Below are 15,783 nucleotides of genomic sequence, written 5' to 3'. Positions count from 1 at the left end.
TGCAAGAACTTGCAGCAGGGTGCTCTTAGACGGTATCGGGCCGTTGGAAAATTGCGTAAGACAAAAACGTGATATCAAAACGCCCTAGCACTCCAATACTTGGGCGTAAAACGATTCAGCGCACAGAAAATCGCTGTTCTGCCAACAAACGGTCACCCTGAAAGACCATGAAGTGCCATTCGCCGGGCACCACTTCATGGTTCTCCGTGAATTCGTAGGCCATCACATCCTGAGGTGCATTGGGTACCAGTTTCTGGGTGATCTCGAACTTGTCGTGGCGCGCCCCGTCCGGGGTACGGATGCCCGGAGTCAGGTAGAGCAGAGTCAGGGGCTGATCCTCGGCCACCTTGCCCAGCAACTGGTAACGCATACCGAACTTGGTCCCCAGCTTGGCGGGCACCACCGAGGTTTGCTGGATCTTCTCGTTGCTGCGGCGCAGCACCCGCTCCCCCGATTGCAGCTCGGCCTTGGGCCCTTCGAACACGCCGTATTCCACCGGTCCTTCAACACGGACTTCGGCACTGGCCAGGCCAGTGAAGATCATCAGCGCTGCCAATGCGCTTAAACGAGTGAGGTGCATATCGCGCTCCTTGATTGAGATGGCGCGAGCTTATGAAGCAGGCGTGACAGGCTGATGACAGACTGGGGCCTGCTAGGGGCGACTTTTGGCGGGAAGGATGGCGAGGAAATTGTCATGGGCCACCTTGCGCGCCACCTCCTCCGGCAAGGCATCGAGGAAGACATCGAAGCTGTGCAGCTCGCGCCCCAGCTTGTTGAAGCGCCCGACCACATCCGAACCGAGCATGAAGCGCTCCGGGAAGCGCTCCACCAACTGCAGCCAGGCCTGGCTGGGGTTGCCCTGCTCATCCAGCAGATAGGGCGTGAGCAGGCTCCAGGACAGGTCGATGTAAAGATTGGGGTAGCTCTCCAGCAGCCGCGTCAGGGTCGGCAGCAAGAATTCCAGGCGGGTCTGGTGACGATGGATCTCGGCGCTGGTGCCAGCGTGGGCCCAGATAAAGCGCGTATGGGGGTGATTGCGCAGCGGCGCTTCGATTTCTGCCAGGTACAGCGGGTTGCGTTCGCGCTTGGAGGTGATGTTGGAATGCAGCATGACCGGCAGGTCGTTCTCCGCCGCCAGGTGATAGACCTTGGTCATCGCCTCGTTGTTGGCCCGTGGCGTGTCTCCGGCAGTCAAGGCCGTGAGGTCGTCATGGCGGGTGAAGACCTCACCGATGCCCTGCCACAGCCCAGGATCAAGGTCGAGCATGCGCTGGATATGCGCCGCGGAGTTCTTGTCATTGGGATTGAAACCGGACAGGAAGGGATGAAAACGCTGACGCTGCTCAGGGGGCAGTTGCTTAACCGCAGCCGCCACCAGCACGTCGGTGGCGCTGTACCAATAGGCATCAGCATCATCACCGGCGTAATAGCGTGGACGCTTGGGTTCATCCTCGTGCCATTTCTTGGCCACCGGAATTCCGGAAATCATCACCTGTTCAATACGGTTGTCAGCCATGGCCTCGAGCAACGCATCCATGCCCGCGGATTCCTGGAAGAAGTCCACGTAATGCAAGTGAGCATCGCTGTAGCGGTAATCCCGTGCCTGGGCCGCCACGCCGGGCAGCAGCATCAGCAACGCTGCGAGGCAGGTTCCGTATAAATGATTCCAGTACACCGCAGCGTCTCCAAAGGGTTGCAGCCGGGTAGACCCTGCACCCCAGCAGCAGGTTCAGAAAAAAGGGGAACGCCTGTGGCTCCCCATGCTCTATAACTTCAGCACCTTTACAGCCTGATCCGATATTCATCACTGCCTGAGGTTTGCCATGACCATTACCGTCAATACCGAGTCCAGCGAAGGTTTCCGCCACAGCATCCAGGTGGATGACCACCAGTTGTTCACCGACCTGCCCCAGTACGCCGGTGGCGAAGGCACCGCCCCCGAGCCCCATGACTACTTCGATGCCGCCCTGGGGGCCTGCAAGGCCCTGACCCTGAAGCTCTATGCGCAGAAGAAGAACATCCCGCTGACCGGGGTCACGGTGGAGCTCAAGCACGACAACAGCCAGGAGCCGCAAGGCAAATACGCCCTGCATGTAAAGCTGACCCTCAAGGGCGTGCTCACCGACGCCCAGCGTGAGGAGTTGCACCGGGTGGCCGACCGTTGCCCGATCCACAAGCTGATGACCACCAGCGAAGTCAGCATCGAGACTCACCTGTCCGAAGGCGCCTTCAGCCAATAGCGGCAAGGCTGGCACACGCGGGTTATGCTCCCGGGCATAACCCGATCAGCCTGGAATCCGCCATGAACTCACCCCTCGTGATCCGTCCCCGTGCCGAGGACGTTGAAGGCCAGCCCATCCTGCGCCCCCTGCCTTCGGCCCAGTGCCGCAGTGTCGGGCCTTTCGTGTTCTTCGACCATATGCTGGAAACCCGCTACCCGCCGGGCAAGGGCATGAATATCCGCCAACATCCGCATATCGGCCTGTCCACCTTGACCTACCTGTTCGCCGGGCAGATCCAGCACAAGGACAGCCTGGGCTCCGACCAGATCGTGGAGGCCGGAGACGTCAGCTGGATGACCGCCGGCAGCGCCATCGCCCATGTCGAACGCACGCCAGCCCCCTTGCTGGCCCAGGGGTTCGCCATGCACGGCCTGCAGGTCTGGCTGGCCTCGCCCCAAGAGCAGGAGCAAGGCCCGGGGCATTACAGCCATCACCCGGCCAGCAGCCTGCCGGTGAGCGACAACCTGGGGGTGAGCATCCGCATGATCGCCGGCAGCGGCTTCTGCCTGGAATCGCCGGTGCCGGTACTCTCCCCCACCCTGTACGCCGAACTGCGACTGCAGACCGCCACCAGCCTGCTGATTCCCACCGAGCACCCGCAGCGCGCGCTGTATGTACTGGGCGGCGCGGCACAACTGGACGGCGAGCCTTTGCCCGTGCACGCGCTAGTGGTATTGCCGGAGGGGGAGAACGCCACGCTGTTCGCCGAAAGCGATTGTCACGCAGTGCTGATCGGCGGCGCGCCCCTGGACGGTCCGCGCCGGATCAATTGGAACTTCGTGGCCAGCGATCCGGCGCGTATCGAGGAGGCGCGCCAACGCTGGGCGGCCGGTGATTGGCCGCAGGTGCCGGGAGAAAGCGAGCGCATCGAATTGCCACCCGCCCGCCACTGATCGCTAGGAGCCGGCTTGCCGGCGAACAGGCCCGTGAGTCTGGCGTTGCTCTCACTGACGCCTTCGCTGGCAAGCCAGCTCAGGAATCAGGGGCGACAGGTCAGCCGCGGAAAACTTCGTCCAGCAGGTAATGCATGGTGGCGAAGGCCCGCGCCGAGGTCTTGGCGTCGTACATCATCTTGCCCGGTACATTGGCGTGGGTATCGGTGAAGGAATGCACCGCACCGCCATAGCTGACCAGTTGCCAGTCCACACCCGCCGCATCCATTTCCGCCTCGAAGGCCGGCAGTTGCTCCTTGGCCACTAACGGGTCCGCCGCACCGTGCAGTACCAGTACCGAACCCTTGATATTGTTCGCGTCGCTAGGGGTGGGGGTGTCCAGGGTGCCGTGAAACGACACCGCCGCCTTCACTGGCGCGCCACTGCGGGCCAGCTCCAGGGCGCAGCAGCCACCAAAGCAGAAACCGAAGGTGGCCAGCCTGGAAGTGTCCACCGCTGCTTCGCCCTGACTCTGCAAGGCCGCAAAGGCCGCCTGCATGCGCTTGCGCAACAACGCCCGGTCATCCTTGAGCGGCATCATCGCGGCCCCGGCCTCACTGGCATCGCTGGGACGCAGCGACTGGCCATACAGATCAGCGATCAGTACCACGTAGCCCTTGGCCGCCACCGCCTCGGCGATCTTCTCCGCGCCGGCGCTGACGCCCATCCAGTTCGGCGCCATCAGCAACCCCGGGCGCGACGCCTTGATGGGCGGCATCGAAGGCCAGTCGACCTTCATAGGGCTGGCCATCGATCTGATAGACCACGGAACGCACTGTGATTTGACTCATGACTCAGCTTCTCCAGTAGAGGAACACCAGAATGAAAAAACCCGCCGAAGCGGGTTTTTCTTGCAACGTGGTTAAACCGACAGTTCAACCAGCAGCTTGTTCAGTCGGCGCACATAGGCCGCCGGGTCTTTCAAGCTGTCACCGGCCGCCAGGGCCGCCTGATCGAAGAGGATGTGCGACAGGTCGCCAAAGCGCTCTTCGCTCTGCTCACCGTCGAGTTTCTCGATCAGCGGGTGAGTCGGGTTGAACTCGAAGATCGGCTTGGAATCCGGAACCTTCTGCCCGCTGGCTTCAAGGATCTGGCGCATTTGCAGCCCCAGGTCCTGCTCGCCGATGGCCAGGATCGCCGGGGAGTCGGTCAGGCGGTGGGAAACCCGAACTTCGCTGACGCTCTCGCCCAGGGCGGTCTTGATCCGCTCCACCAGGCCTTCCTTGGTCTTGGCGACTTCCTCGGCAGCCTTCTTGTCCTCTTCCGAGTCCAGGTTGCCCAGGTCCAGGTCACCACGCGCCACATCGACAAAGCTCTTGCCGTCGAATTCGTTGAGGTAGCTCATCAGCCACTCGTCGATACGGTCGGTGAGCAGCAGCACTTCGATGCCTTTCTTGCGGAAGACTTCCAGATGCGGGCTGTTCTTCACCTGAGCGTAGGATTCGCCGGTGAGGAAGTAGATCTTGTCCTGACCTTCCTTGGCGCGAGCCAGGTAGTCGGCCAGGGACACGTTCTGCTCGCCGTCGTCGCCCTGAGTGGACGCGAAGCGCAGCAGGCCGGCGATCTTTTCCTTGTTGGCGAAGTCTTCGGCCGGGCCTTCCTTCATCACCTGGCCAAAGTTCTTCCAGAAGCCCTTGTATTGCTCTGGCTCGTTCTTCGCCAGTTTTTCCAGCATGTCGAGGACGCGCTTGGTCAGTGCCGATTTCATCGAGTCGATGATCGGGTCTTTCTGCAGGATTTCCCGCGAGACGTTCAGCGACAGGTCGTTGGAATCCACCACGCCCTTGATGAAGCGCAGGTACAGCGGCAGGAAGGACTCAGCCTGATCCATGACGAACACGCGCTGTACGTACAGCTTGAGGCCCTTCGGCGCTTCACGCTGGTACAGATCGAACGGTGCACGGGCCGGCACGTAGAGCAGCGAGCTGTACTCCAGCTTGCCTTCGACCTTGTTGTGGCTCCAGCTCAGCGGGTTCTCGAAGTCATGGGCGATGTGCTTGTAGAACTCCTGGTATTCCTCGTCCTTGATCTCGGTACGCGGACGGGTCCACAGGGCACTGGCGCGGTTGACGGTTTCCCACTCCAACGCCGGTTTCTCTTCGCCTTCGGCGGCAGCGGCTTCTTTGGGCAACTCGATCGGCAGCGCGATGTGGTCGGAGTACTTCTTGATGATGTTGCGCAGGCGCCAGCCATCGGCGAACTCGTCTTCACCGGATTTGAGGTGCAGGACGATGCGGGTACCGCGCTCGGCCTTGTCGAGGGTCGCCACTTCGAACTCGCCTTCGCCCTTGGACGACCAGTGCACGCCTTCGCTGGCCGGCAGGCCGGCACGACGGCTGAACACTTCAACCTGGTCGGCAACGATGAACGCGGAGTAGAAACCCACGCCGAACTGACCGATCAGGTGCGAGTCCTTCTTCTGGTCGCCGGTGAGGTTCTTCATGAAATCAGCAGTGCCGGACTTGGCGATGGTCCCCAGGTGAGTGATGACATCTTCACGGCTCATGCCGATACCGTTGTCTTCGAGGGTGACGGTTTTCGCGTCCTTGTCGAAGCTCACACGGATTTTCAGTTCGGCGCCACCTTCCAGCAACTCGGGCTTGGACAGGGCTTCGAAACGCAATTTGTCGACGGCGTCAGAGGCGTTCGAGATCAATTCGCGAAGGAAGATTTCCTTGTTGGAATACAACGAATGGATCATGAGGTGCAGCAGTTGCTTCACCTCGGTCTGGAAGCCCAGGGTTTCCTTTTGAGTTTCCACACTCATGGTCATCAAACTCCAATCAGATGGCTGTGGTCGCGCTCCGGAAGCGGAGAGCGGCGGGATGACATGGAAGTGGGGGTAGCTGACTGGATTTCAAGGGGCGAGACTCTCTTCAATCTTGAAATGTGCCCGGGCGGTAGCAATTGGCTCGTCGGCGGTGCTCTGCCAGGCCGTGATGGCGACGTTGGCCACTCTCCTCCCCTGCCGCCACACCTGGCAGCGAGCGAAGGTGTCACGAAACTGTCCGGCACGCAGGTAGTCGAGGGAAAAATCGATGATCTTCGGCACGCCGGGCGAGCCGGTGAGAATCAGCAAATGCAAGGCTGCCGCCAGCTCCATGAAACCGGCAATCACCCCACCGTGCAGGGCCGGCAGCAGAGGATTGCCGATATTGTCCTTATTGGCCGGCAGGCGAAACAGCAGCTCATCCCCCAGCGGCGTGCACTCGATGCCGATCAGTCTGGCGTAGGGAATCTGCTCCAGCAACGCAGCGTAATCGCCCTGCTGACGAGCCTGCTCCAACAACCCTGCAAGACCCACGCTCATGCCCGCTCTCCCTTGATGGAGCCGGCGAACCCACGACTGCCCTTGAGCCCCTTGCCCATGCGCATGAAGGTTCCGACCACGTGGGCCACGGGGCGTTCGGGATCGTCCTGATAGGCAAAGCCACGGGTGAAGATCACGTCAGTGGTGACCCGGTAACACTGGGCAAAGCCGTGCACGTCGTGATGAGGCATCGCCGGATGCATATAGTCTATGCGCAGGTCCAGGGTCGGACACACTTCGAACTCCGGCAGCACACAAAGCGTGGCCATGCCGCAGGCGCTGTCCATCAGCGTGGTCAAGGCGCCGCCATGAATGATCCCGGTTTGCGGGTCACCGACAATCTGCGGGCTGTAGGGCAAGGTCAGAGTCATGCCTTCCACCGAGGCGCTGTGTACCCTGATATCCAGCACCTGACAGTGGCGCAGAGCGGAAAGAAAGCGCGTCGCACGCTCGAAAATTGGGTTCTGCACCATGGCTTATGCCTCTTGTTATTGTCAGGAATGTGCATTGAATGAAGCAGACAAAAGTTCCGTGAAACGAATACTTAATATATCTGTGAGCCTCAAGGAACTTAAATCACAAGGCCATGATCGAAAGGCCAGTAGATATCTTCACTAAGGAGAAACACCCCATGCGTAAGACTTTAGCTATTGCCCTGATGCTGACCGCTTCCCTCGGTCTGGCTGCCTGCGACAAAAAATCCGAGGACAAAGCTCAAGATGCCAACCAACATGCTGAGCAAGCTCAACAAAAAATGAACGAAGCTCAGGATAAAGTGAACGAGGCAGCGAAAGAAAACGCCGAAGCCGCCAAAGATCAGGCTGAATCCAACAAGGCCGCTGCTGAAGAAAGCGCCAAGGAAGCAGCACCTAAAACCAACTAAGTCGGTTTTAGCGCAACACCAAAAAGCCCGCCAAGTGCGGGCTTTTTCTTGTCTGCAAAACAACAGCTCAATACAACGGTATTTAGTTGTCGAATAGATAACTAAGCACTGACGCTCAATACCCTGATTCCAGGAACAACTCATTCTGGAGCGGCTCTGCCTGCAACGGGTGTCCAGACACTCCACTGGCTGAAGTCTCCAACCCATAGCGCAAGGAACTGGATACGGGCAATAGCCTGATGGGAAAGTCGTAGTGGGCGGTAAAGGGTGCCAACCACTGGCGAGTCTGGTAATCGACCGCGGTGATACTCATGTAGCAAGGGTGCGGGGTGTCCTGGGGCGCGCGGCCAGCCAGCACCATCACCAGCTCCCAGTCGGTTGCCTGCTCGACCTGGAAGCGTCCGTCCTCGCCAGTCAGGAACTGCGCCCCACACAAGGTGCCCCTGGCTCCGGCGATCGGCATGCCGCTCAATGCATCCACCACCTGGCCACGGGCGTCGCCATTCAGATACAGGGTTTGCACCCGGCAACCGGACAACAAAATGAATGAAAGGCACAGGCACATCAGGGCACGCAGCTTACTCATTGGCCAACTCCTTTTAACCGGGCAACAGATCAATCGATCAGCCCTCCCCGCTCAGACTGCGTCTTTGGAGCTATCGGCCAAAGGCTGTTCAGTCGGGGTATAGACCATGACGTCAAGTACGTCGGAATGAAACTCCCGCCGGTACAGGACGAACACCACGCCTGCACTCATCAGCATGAACAACCAGGGGCTGACGAACCAGGCCAGCATGGTCATGCCGAAATAGTAGGAACGCAGCCCGAAGTTGAACTGGTTGGCCGCCATGGAAATCACCCGGGCTGCCCGCAAAGCAAACGCCTTGCGCTCCTGTTCGGAGACATGTCGCTCGCCGATCATCGGCGCCGACCCCACCAGCACCGCCGCAAAGTTGTACTGGCGCATGCACCAGCTGAAGGTGAAAAAGGCATATACGAACACCAGCGCCAGGCACAGCAACTTGATCTCCGACATGCCCTGGGACGCCTGCTGCACCAGCGGAATGTCCGCCAGCAGCGACACCGCGCGCTCCGATGCACCGAGCACTGTGAGGATGCCTGCCAGGATGATCAGGGTACTGGAAGCGAAGAACGAAGCGTTGCGCTCCAGGTTGCCGATCACACTGGCGTCGGCGATACGGTTGTCCCGCAGCAGCATGCGACGCATCCAGTCCTCGCGGTACAGGTGCAGGACACTGGCCAGGCATGCCGTGTCCCGGCCCTTCCAGGTGGCATAGCGGGTATAGCCGCCCCAGCAGACGACGAACCACAGAGCGGCCAGTAGATGAATCAGGTTGGCTTGGACAAACGACATGCAAATTCCTGTAAGGCGTTGGCAAAAGACAAGGACACTGCTTCGACGCCACGCCGAGGAAAAAGACACCGCCCAAGCCCCATAAAAAATGCCCCGTATCGATGGATACGAGGCATTTTCCTTGGCGCTCATGGATCGCTTGTGGCGATCCAGAGCCATCAGCGGCAGATCAAGCCAGGGCTTGGGCCGGCTTGCCCAGAATACGGTCGAAAACCACCGCAACCGCCAGGACGATCACCGAAGGCACCAGCCAGGCCAGGCCTTGCTCGCTCAACGGCAAGTGGGCCAGCTGGCTAGGCAAACCATCGGCCAGGCCGGCCCCCTTGAGCGCATCGATCAGACCGAACACGAAAGACACCAGCATCACCGGGCCAACGATACGCCGCTGGTCCCGCCAGAAGTCCTTGCAGAAGCTCAGGGCCACCAGGGCAATGCACGGTGGATAAATGGCGGTCAGTACCGGGATCGAGAAGGCGATCAGCTTGGTCAGGCCAAGGTTCGACACCAACAGCGAGAAGACCGCGAGGATCACCACCAGAGTCTTATAGGACAACGGTGTTACGCGGCTGAAATACTCGGCGCAGGCACAGGTCAGGCCCACAGCGGTCACCAGGCAAGCCAGGGAGATCAGTACCGCGAGGAAGCCGCTGCCCAGGGAGCCAAAGGTGTGTTGGACATAGGCATGCAGCACCGCAGCGCCATTGGTGGCACCGGCGGCCACTTCATGGCTGCCCGAACCGAGACGGAACAGGCTGATATAAACCAGGGCCAGACCAACCCCGGCGATCAGACCGGCGATCACCGCGTAACGGGTGATCAGTCGAGGCGACTCGACTCCTCGCGAGCGAATGGCGTTGACGATAACGATACCGAACACCAGAGCGCCCAAGGTATCCATGGTCAGGTAACCATTGATGAAACCTTGAGAAAACGGCGCTGCCACATATTCGGGCGTGGCCTCGCCAACAGTACCCGCTGGCAGCGCGACCGCTGCAATACCCAGAACCGCCAGCGCGATGATCTTCAACGGCGCCAGGAAACGGCCAACGGTATCCAACAAGCGGCCCGGATACAGGGAGATGAAGAACACCAGCAGGAAGTAGGCCGAGCTGTAGAGGAACAGCGCCAGCGGGCTCTCGCCAGTCAGTGGCGCCAGGCCCACTTCAAAGGACACAGTGGCCGTGCGCGGCGTGGCGAACAGCGGGCCAACCGCAAGGTAGCAGACCGCCGCCAACAGACCGCCAGCGACTTTACCGATGGGGCTGCTCAGGGCATCCATGGCGCCACCGACCTTGGCCAGGGCAACCACGGTGATCACTGGCAGGCCGACCGCCGTGATCAGAAAACCTAGCGCCGCCATCCAGACATGGGGTCCGGACTGCAAACCGACGATAGGAGGAAAGATGATGTTGCCAGCCCCAACGAACAGGGCAAAAGTCATGAAGCCGAGTGCCAGAATGTCCTGGCCTTTCAACACTTTCATTAAGGAAATACCACACTACTGAATCGGAATTTAGAGAGGGATTTCCCTTATGGGTGAGGGAAATGCTGTCAATCCGTATAAGACTGACCCGTTTAGCGCGCAGTTACCTTGTGGGCAGCAGACGCAAAAAGAGGCGGCTAGCCTACCGAATCTGCAAGACGAACGCACCGGCGCAATGAGAATTTTCTGATATGCGACATTGGGATGTCGCATTTTCGAAATTATATTTCCATCGGGCTTAATCCCATCCCCGCACACCAGCCAGCATGCTGGGAGCCGAAGCCTATAGAAGCCGAATTAGGTCAGCGCGGCTTGTATAGGAGCTGGCTTGCCAGCGAAGCCCTCCCCCAAGGCAGCAACTGAACTGAAGGCCTCTTCCCAGCAAGCCGGCTCCTACGGCAGAAAGCACAAAGGCCACCCGAAGGTGGCCTTTGTGGTTGAAGCGTCAGTTAAGCGCGAGGCTTACTTGACAGCCCAACCGGTCAGCTCGGCCAGGGCCTTGCCGATGTCTGCCAGCGAACGCACGGTTTTCACGCCTGCGTCTTGCAGCGCAGCGAATTTCTCGTCTGCAGTGCCTTTGCCGCCAGAGATGATTGCGCCAGCATGGCCCATGCGCTTGCCCGGAGGAGCAGTCACACCAGCGATGTAGGAAACAACCGGCTTGGTCACGTGAGCCTTGATGTAGGCAGCCGCTTCTTCTTCAGCCGAACCGCCGATCTCGCCGATCATCACGATCGCTTCGGTCTTCGGGTCTTCCTGGAACAGCTTCAGGATGTCGATGAAGTTGGAGCCTGGGATCGGGTCACCACCGATGCCGACGCAGGTGGACTGACCGAAACCGGCGTCAGTGGTCTGCTTAACGGCTTCGTAAGTCAGGGTGCCGGAACGGGAAACGATACCGACCTTGCCTGGCAAGTGAATGTGACCTGGCATGATGCCGATCTTGCATTCGCCTGGAGTGATCACGCCTGGGCAGTTAGGGCCGATCAGGGTAACACCCAGCTCGTCGCACTTAACTTTAGCGTCCAGCATGTCCAGGGTAGGAATGCCTTCGGTGATGCAGACGATCAGCTTGATGCCGCCGAAAGCTGCTTCCAGGATCGAGTCCTTGCAGAAAGGAGCCGGAACGTAGATCACGCTGGCGGTGGCGCCAGTGGCAGCTACAGCGTCTTTCACGGTGTTGAACACTGGCAGGCCCAGGTGCTCGGTGCCGCCTTTGCCAGGAGTTACGCCACCCACCATCTGGGTGCCGTATTCGATGGCTTGCTGGGTGTGGAAACTACCTTGCGAACCGGTAATACCCTGGCAGATAACTTTGGTGTCTTTATTGATCAGGACGCTCATTATTTGCCCTCCGCAGCTTTGACAACTTGTTGAGCAGCGTCGGTCAGGCTGGTAGCAGCGATGATGTTCAAGCCGCTTTCTGCCAGTACTTTAGCGCCCAGTTCAGCGTTGTTGCCTTCAAGGCGAACAACAACCGGGATTTTCACGCCGACTTCTTTCACAGCGCCGATGATGCCTTCGGCAATCATGTCGCAGCGAACGATGCCGCCGAAGATGTTGACCAGTACTGCTGCGACGTTGGTGTCGGACAGGATGATCTTGAAAGCTTCGGTCACGCGCTCTTTGGTAGCACCGCCGCCCACGTCGAGGAAGTTGGCTGGCTTACCGCCGTGCAGGTTGACGATGTCCATGGTACCCATGGCCAGGCCGGCACCGTTGACCATGCAGCCGATGTTGCCTTCCAGGGCTACGTAGTTCAGTTCGAACTTGGCAGCGTGCGCTTCGCGCGGATCGTCCTGCGACGGATCGTGGAAGGTCTTCAGCTTAGGCTGACGGTACATGGCGTTGGCGTCGATGTTGATCTTGGCGTCCAGGCAGTGCAGATCGCCGTCAGCCTTGATCACCAGCGGGTTCACTTCCAGCAGGGCCAGATCGTGATCCTGGAACAGTTTGGCCAGACCCACGAAGATCTTGGCGAACTGGGCAACTTGCTTGCCTTCCAGACCCAGCTGGAAAGCCAGCTCGCGACCCTGGAATGGCTGAGCGCCAACCAGTGGGTCGATAGTGGCTTTCAGAATTTTTTCTGGAGTGTCGTGAGCGATTTTCTCGATGTCCACGCCACCTTCGGTGGAAGCCATGAACACGATGCGACGGCTCGAACGGTCAACGACAGCGCCCAGGTACAGCTCTTTAGCGATATCAGTGCACGATTCAACCAGGATCTTGGTGACAGGCTGGCCATTGGCGTCAGTCTGATAGGTCACCAGACGCTTGCCCAACCACTGCTGAGCGAATGCCTTAGCGTCTTCTTTGCTGCGAACCAGCTTAACGCCGCCCGCTTTACCGCGACCACCGGCGTGAACCTGGGCTTTGACAACCCACTCGGAGCCGCCGATTTTGTCGCAAGCTTCTGCTGCTTCTTCCGGGGTGTCTACCGCGTAGCCTTTGGATACTGGCAGGCCGTATTCAGCGAACAGCTGCTTACCCTGATACTCGTGAAGATTCATGCTTTTTACCGTCTTCGTTAGGTACTGCGCATTCGGCGCTGCGCTCAAGATTGAGTGCCGCACCACCTGTGACCGCTACTCTCAAACCAGCGCCACACCTGAACCCGGAGCCTGGGCCCCGGTCCAGTGTGTGGCGCTACCTCAAGAGGTCGAGTCCAGCGGATATTCCGCGGTGAGTCTTGCGCACAAGGCTCACGACGGGCCAACCGCCGTGGTTTCTTATTATTGCTTAGCGTTTCTTGCGGTTGGCAATGTGGATGGCAGTGCCATTCACAGCCAGAGCTGCTTCGTGCAGGGCTTCGGACAGGGTCGGATGAGAGAAAACCATCATGCCCAGGTCTTCGGCGCTGGTGCCGAATTCCATGCCGATTGCACCTTGCTGAACCAGTTCCGCAGCGCTTGGGCCAATCACGTGGACGCCCAATACGCGGTCAGTCTTGGCATCGGCGATGACTTTGACGAAACCACCGGTGTCGTTGGCTGCCATGGCACGGCCGCTGGCGGCAAACGGAAAGGTGCCGACGTTAACTTCAACGCCTTCAGCTTTCAAGGCCTGCTCGGTTTTACCGACCCATGCAATTTCCGGGTGAGTATAAATAACCGAAGGGATCAGGTCATAGTTCATCTGGGCCTTGTGGCCCTTGATGCGCTCGGCAACCATGATGCCCTCTTCCGAGGCCTTGTGAGCCAGCATCATGCCGCGCACCACGTCACCAATGGCGTAGACGCCCGGTACGGTAGTAGCGCAGTGATCGTCAACGTGCACGAAACCGCGCTCGTCGAGGGTTACGCCGCAGTCGGCAGCCAGAAGATCGGTGGTCACCGGACGGCGACCAACGGCGACAATCAGCTTGTCGAAAGTGATGGTCTGTTCGCCGTTGGCGTCGGTGTAGGTCACCACGACTTCTTCGCCGTTGACCTTGGAGCCGGTCACGCGAGCGCCCAGCTTGATGTCCAGACCCTGCTTGGTCAGGGTTTTCAGCGCTTCCTTGGAAACAGCGGTGTCAGCTGCCATCAGGAAGGTATCCAGGGCTTCCAGGACAGTCACTTGCGCGCCCAGACGCGACCAGACCGAGCCCAGTTCCAGACCAATAACGCCAGCGCCGATCACGCCCAGACGTTTTGGTACGGCCTGGAATTCCAGGGCACCGGTGGAGTCGACGATGACATTCTGATCGACCGGGGCCGGTGGAATGTCGATTGGACGCGAACCTGGGGCCAGGATCACGTTTTCAGCTTCGATGACTTCAACCGAACCGTCCGGCTTGGTGACTTCGACTTTCTTGCCGGCCAGCAGTTTGCCGTGGCCTTGGATCGAAGTGACGCCGTTGGCTTTGAACAGGGTGGCAACACCGCTGGTCAGGCCTTTGACGATGTTGGCCTTGCGACCGACCATGGCCGGTACGTCCATGGTCACGCCAGCGTGGCTGATACCGTGGATGGCGAAACCGTCCTGGGCCTCATGGAATTTCCAGGAGCTGTCCAGCAGCGCCTTGGAAGGAATGCAACCGACGTTCAGGCAAGTACCGCCGAGGGCCAGCTTGCCCTCTTTATCGGTGTACTTCTCGATGCAAGCAGTCGTCAGACCAAGCTGTGCTGCCTTGATTGCAGCTACATAACCGCCTGGGCCCGCGCCAATCACTACTACGTCGAATTTCTGAGTCATAAAAAGGTTCCTTTTAACGGCAAGCTAGAAGCCGCAAGCCGCAAGCTTGAAGTCCCTTGCCTTAAGGGCTCGGAACTTGTCGCTTGCAGCTTGCAACTGCTTTTTAGATGTCCAGGAGCAGACGCGCCGGGTCTTCCAGCAGGTTCTTGATGGTCACCAGGAACGTCACAGCTTCTTTACCGTCGATCAGACGGTGATCGTAGGACAGCGCCAGGTACATCATCGGACGGATTACTACCTGGCCGTTGATCGCCATAGGACGTTGCAGGATGTTATGCATGCCCAGGATAGCGGCTTGCGGTGGGTTGACGATCGGGGTCGACATCATCGAACCGAAAGTACCACCGTTGGTGATGGTGAAAGTACCACCGGTCATCTCTTCCATCGACAGCTTGCCGTCGCGGGCCTTCTTGCCGAAGGTGGCGATGCCGCCTTCGATTTCGGCCAGGCTCATCAACTCGGCGTTACGCAGAACCGGAACCACCAGGCCACGGTCGCTGGACACCGCAACACCGATGTCGGCGTAGCCGTGGTAGACGATGTCGGAACCGTCGATCGAAGCGTTGACCGCAGGGAAGCGCTTCAGCGCTTCGGTGGCGGCCTTGACGAAGAACGACATGAAGCCCAGGCGCACGCCATTGTGGGACTTCTCGAACAGGTCTTTGTACTTCGAACGCAGAGCCATGACTTCGGTCATGTCGACTTCGTTGAAGGTGGTCAGCATGGCCATGTTCGACTGGGCTTCAACCAGACGCTCGGCAACCTTGGCACGCAGACGGGTCATAGGTACGCGCTTCTCGACGCGATCGCCGGCAGCGAAGACTGGAGCAGCAGCGGCTGGAGCCGGAGCCTTGGCAGGCGCGGCAGCCGGAGCGGCTTTCTTGGCGGCAACGGCAGCCACCACGTCTTCCTTGGTCACACGACCGCCTTTGCCGGTACCGGCAACGGAAGCGATGTTGATGCCGTTTTCTTCAGCCAGCTTGCGCGCGGCAGGAGCGGCGATTGGATCGTCTTCGCCGTCAGCGGCAGCCGGGGCAGCAGCGGCAGCGGCCGGAGCGGCGGCAGCAGGAGCAGCGGTAGCGGCACCGCCTTCAACGATGGAGCCCAGAACCTCGTCGGACAGAACGGTGTCGCCTTCGTTCTTGACGATAGCGCCCAGCACGCCGTCAGCGGTGGCCAGCACTTCCAGCACAACCTTGTCGGTCTCGATGTCGACGATCAGCTCGTCGCGCTTGACGGCTTCGCCCGGTTGCTTGTGCCAGGTGGCAACGGTGCCATCGGCAACCGATTCCGGGAAAGTGGGGGCTTTGATCTCGATAGCCATTATCAGTGGTTCCTTAAA

At 59.6% G+C, this 15,783-nt stretch carries 15 protein-coding genes and 1 pseudogene; 3 read left to right on the top strand and 13 right to left on the bottom strand.

The window, feature by feature from the left end:
* Positions 1-115: 115 nt before the first annotated feature.
* Together ACMGF8_RS13990 and ACMGF8_RS13985 are read right to left on the bottom strand one after the other, a co-directional pair.
* Positions 116-580, bottom strand: coding sequence for a DUF3859 domain-containing protein (locus ACMGF8_RS13990; RefSeq protein ID WP_102863958.1), 465 nt, complete (start codon positions 578-580; stop codon positions 116-118).
* A 72-nt stretch (positions 581-652) separates the two neighbouring features.
* Positions 653-1,630 carry an amidohydrolase family protein gene (locus ACMGF8_RS13985; RefSeq protein ID WP_305948218.1) on the bottom strand — a complete coding sequence of 326 codons (978 nt, stop codon included), beginning with the start codon at positions 1,628-1,630 and terminating at the stop codon, positions 653-655.
* Between the two features lie 193 nt (positions 1,631-1,823).
* On the opposite strand from ACMGF8_RS13985, the gene ACMGF8_RS13980 reads away from it, so the two are divergent.
* Entirely contained in the window at positions 1,824-2,240 is a 417-nt protein-coding gene (locus tag ACMGF8_RS13980) for an OsmC family protein (RefSeq protein WP_102863960.1), read from the top strand.
* A gap of 62 nt (positions 2,241-2,302) precedes the next feature.
* Positions 2,303-3,175, top strand: a complete 873-nt coding sequence (locus ACMGF8_RS13975; protein ID WP_416759951.1) for a pirin family protein — start codon at positions 2,303-2,305, stop codon at positions 3,173-3,175.
* 100 nt (positions 3,176-3,275) lie between these two features.
* On the opposite strand, the pseudogene ACMGF8_RS13970 reads toward ACMGF8_RS13975, so the two are convergent.
* The 4 genes and pseudogenes from ACMGF8_RS13970 to ACMGF8_RS13955 all read right to left on the bottom strand — a co-directional run bounded on the left by ACMGF8_RS13970 (position 3,276) and on the right by ACMGF8_RS13955 (position 6,997).
* A pseudogene (locus ACMGF8_RS13970) lies at positions 3,276-4,005 on the bottom strand (dienelactone hydrolase family protein).
* Positions 4,006-4,076: 71 nt separating this feature from the next.
* Positions 4,077-5,981, bottom strand: a complete 1,905-nt coding sequence (htpG, locus tag ACMGF8_RS13965; RefSeq protein ID WP_102864108.1) for a molecular chaperone HtpG — start codon at positions 5,979-5,981, stop codon at positions 4,077-4,079.
* A 90-nt stretch (positions 5,982-6,071) separates the two neighbouring features.
* Positions 6,072-6,524 carry a PaaI family thioesterase gene (locus ACMGF8_RS13960; RefSeq protein WP_115581881.1) on the bottom strand — a complete coding sequence of 151 codons (453 nt, stop codon included), beginning with the start codon at positions 6,522-6,524 and terminating at the stop codon, positions 6,072-6,074.
* Positions 6,521-6,997, bottom strand: coding sequence for a PaaI family thioesterase (locus ACMGF8_RS13955; RefSeq protein ID WP_102863964.1), 477 nt, complete (start codon positions 6,995-6,997; stop codon positions 6,521-6,523). The genes ACMGF8_RS13960 and ACMGF8_RS13955 overlap by 4 nt, the downstream gene beginning before the upstream one ends.
* A 158-nt stretch (positions 6,998-7,155) precedes the next feature.
* On the opposite strand from ACMGF8_RS13955, the gene ACMGF8_RS13950 reads away from it, so the two are divergent.
* Positions 7,156-7,407: a hypothetical protein gene (locus ACMGF8_RS13950; RefSeq protein WP_016968094.1), complete on the top strand. Its 252-nt coding sequence runs from the start codon at positions 7,156-7,158 to the stop codon at positions 7,405-7,407.
* Between the two features lie 115 nt (positions 7,408-7,522).
* Here the strand turns inward: ACMGF8_RS13950 and ACMGF8_RS13945 are convergent, their stop codons facing one another.
* From ACMGF8_RS13945 to odhB, 7 genes are all read right to left on the bottom strand, one after another.
* Positions 7,523-7,993 carry a hypothetical protein gene (locus ACMGF8_RS13945; protein ID WP_207167272.1) on the bottom strand — a complete coding sequence of 157 codons (471 nt, stop codon included), beginning with the start codon at positions 7,991-7,993 and terminating at the stop codon, positions 7,523-7,525.
* Positions 7,994-8,044: 51 nt separating this feature from the next.
* Entirely contained in the window at positions 8,045-8,782 is a 738-nt protein-coding gene (locus ACMGF8_RS13940) for a DUF599 domain-containing protein (protein ID WP_102863966.1), read from the bottom strand.
* A gap of 169 nt (positions 8,783-8,951) precedes the next feature.
* A complete protein-coding gene (brnQ, locus tag ACMGF8_RS13935) occupies positions 8,952-10,265 on the bottom strand; it encodes a branched-chain amino acid transport system II carrier protein (protein WP_115581880.1) in 1,314 nt (437 codons plus the stop codon).
* Positions 10,266-10,727: 462 nt separating this feature from the next.
* Positions 10,728-11,609, bottom strand: coding sequence for a succinate--CoA ligase subunit alpha (gene sucD / locus ACMGF8_RS13930; protein WP_068587916.1), 882 nt, complete (start codon positions 11,607-11,609; stop codon positions 10,728-10,730).
* Positions 11,609-12,775: an ADP-forming succinate--CoA ligase subunit beta gene (gene sucC / locus ACMGF8_RS13925; RefSeq protein WP_009047768.1), complete on the bottom strand. Its 1,167-nt coding sequence runs from the start codon at positions 12,773-12,775 to the stop codon at positions 11,609-11,611. The genes sucD and sucC overlap by 1 nt, the downstream gene beginning before the upstream one ends.
* 229 nt (positions 12,776-13,004) lie before the next feature.
* Positions 13,005-14,441, bottom strand: coding sequence for a dihydrolipoyl dehydrogenase (gene lpdA, locus ACMGF8_RS13920; protein ID WP_102863968.1), 1,437 nt, complete (start codon positions 14,439-14,441; stop codon positions 13,005-13,007).
* A 103-nt stretch (positions 14,442-14,544) separates the two neighbouring features.
* Entirely contained in the window at positions 14,545-15,765 is a 1,221-nt protein-coding gene (gene odhB / locus ACMGF8_RS13915; protein ID WP_060838189.1) for a 2-oxoglutarate dehydrogenase complex dihydrolipoyllysine-residue succinyltransferase, read from the bottom strand.
* Between the last annotated feature and the right edge of the window lie 18 nt (positions 15,766-15,783).

This window comes from Pseudomonas sp. BNK-7 (genome assembly GCF_048072025.1).
GTDB classification, from domain to species: domain Bacteria; phylum Pseudomonadota; class Gammaproteobacteria; order Pseudomonadales; family Pseudomonadaceae; genus Aquipseudomonas; species Aquipseudomonas danubii.
The sequence above is the reverse complement of the archived record's forward strand: the minus strand, read 5'-3'. Positions and strand labels throughout refer to the sequence as shown.

What these genes read in the sequence shown, in the direction of transcription:
- odhB (WP_060838189.1), bottom strand. Translation starts at nt 15,765, where the DNA reads ATGGCTATCGAGATCAAAGCCCCCACTTTCCCGGAATCGGTTGCCGAT.
- ACMGF8_RS13975 (WP_416759951.1), top strand. Translation starts at nt 2,303, where the DNA reads ATGAACTCACCCCTCGTGATCCGTCCCCGTGCCGAGGACGTTGAAGGC.
- ACMGF8_RS13960 (WP_115581881.1), bottom strand. Translation starts at nt 6,524, where the DNA reads ATGAGCGTGGGTCTTGCAGGGTTGTTGGAGCAGGCTCGTCAGCAGGGC.
- lpdA (WP_102863968.1), bottom strand. Translation starts at nt 14,441, where the DNA reads ATGACTCAGAAATTCGACGTAGTAGTGATTGGCGCGGGCCCAGGCGGT.
- htpG (WP_102864108.1), bottom strand. Translation starts at nt 5,981, where the DNA reads ATGAGTGTGGAAACTCAAAAGGAAACCCTGGGCTTCCAGACCGAGGTG.
- ACMGF8_RS13945 (WP_207167272.1), bottom strand. Translation starts at nt 7,993, where the DNA reads ATGAGTAAGCTGCGTGCCCTGATGTGCCTGTGCCTTTCATTCATTTTG.
- ACMGF8_RS13955 (WP_102863964.1), bottom strand. Translation starts at nt 6,997, where the DNA reads ATGGTGCAGAACCCAATTTTCGAGCGTGCGACGCGCTTTCTTTCCGCT.
- sucC (WP_009047768.1), bottom strand. Translation starts at nt 12,775, where the DNA reads ATGAATCTTCACGAGTATCAGGGTAAGCAGCTGTTCGCTGAATACGGC.
- ACMGF8_RS13990 (WP_102863958.1), bottom strand. Translation starts at nt 580, where the DNA reads ATGCACCTCACTCGTTTAAGCGCATTGGCAGCGCTGATGATCTTCACT.
- ACMGF8_RS13980 (WP_102863960.1), top strand. Translation starts at nt 1,824, where the DNA reads ATGACCATTACCGTCAATACCGAGTCCAGCGAAGGTTTCCGCCACAGC.
- ACMGF8_RS13940 (WP_102863966.1), bottom strand. Translation starts at nt 8,782, where the DNA reads ATGTCGTTTGTCCAAGCCAACCTGATTCATCTACTGGCCGCTCTGTGG.
- ACMGF8_RS13950 (WP_016968094.1), top strand. Translation starts at nt 7,156, where the DNA reads ATGCGTAAGACTTTAGCTATTGCCCTGATGCTGACCGCTTCCCTCGGT.
- sucD (WP_068587916.1), bottom strand. Translation starts at nt 11,609, where the DNA reads ATGAGCGTCCTGATCAATAAAGACACCAAAGTTATCTGCCAGGGTATT.
- ACMGF8_RS13985 (WP_305948218.1), bottom strand. Translation starts at nt 1,630, where the DNA reads ATGCTGCTGCCCGGCGTGGCGGCCCAGGCACGGGATTACCGCTACAGC.
- brnQ (WP_115581880.1), bottom strand. Translation starts at nt 10,265, where the DNA reads ATGAAAGTGTTGAAAGGCCAGGACATTCTGGCACTCGGCTTCATGACT.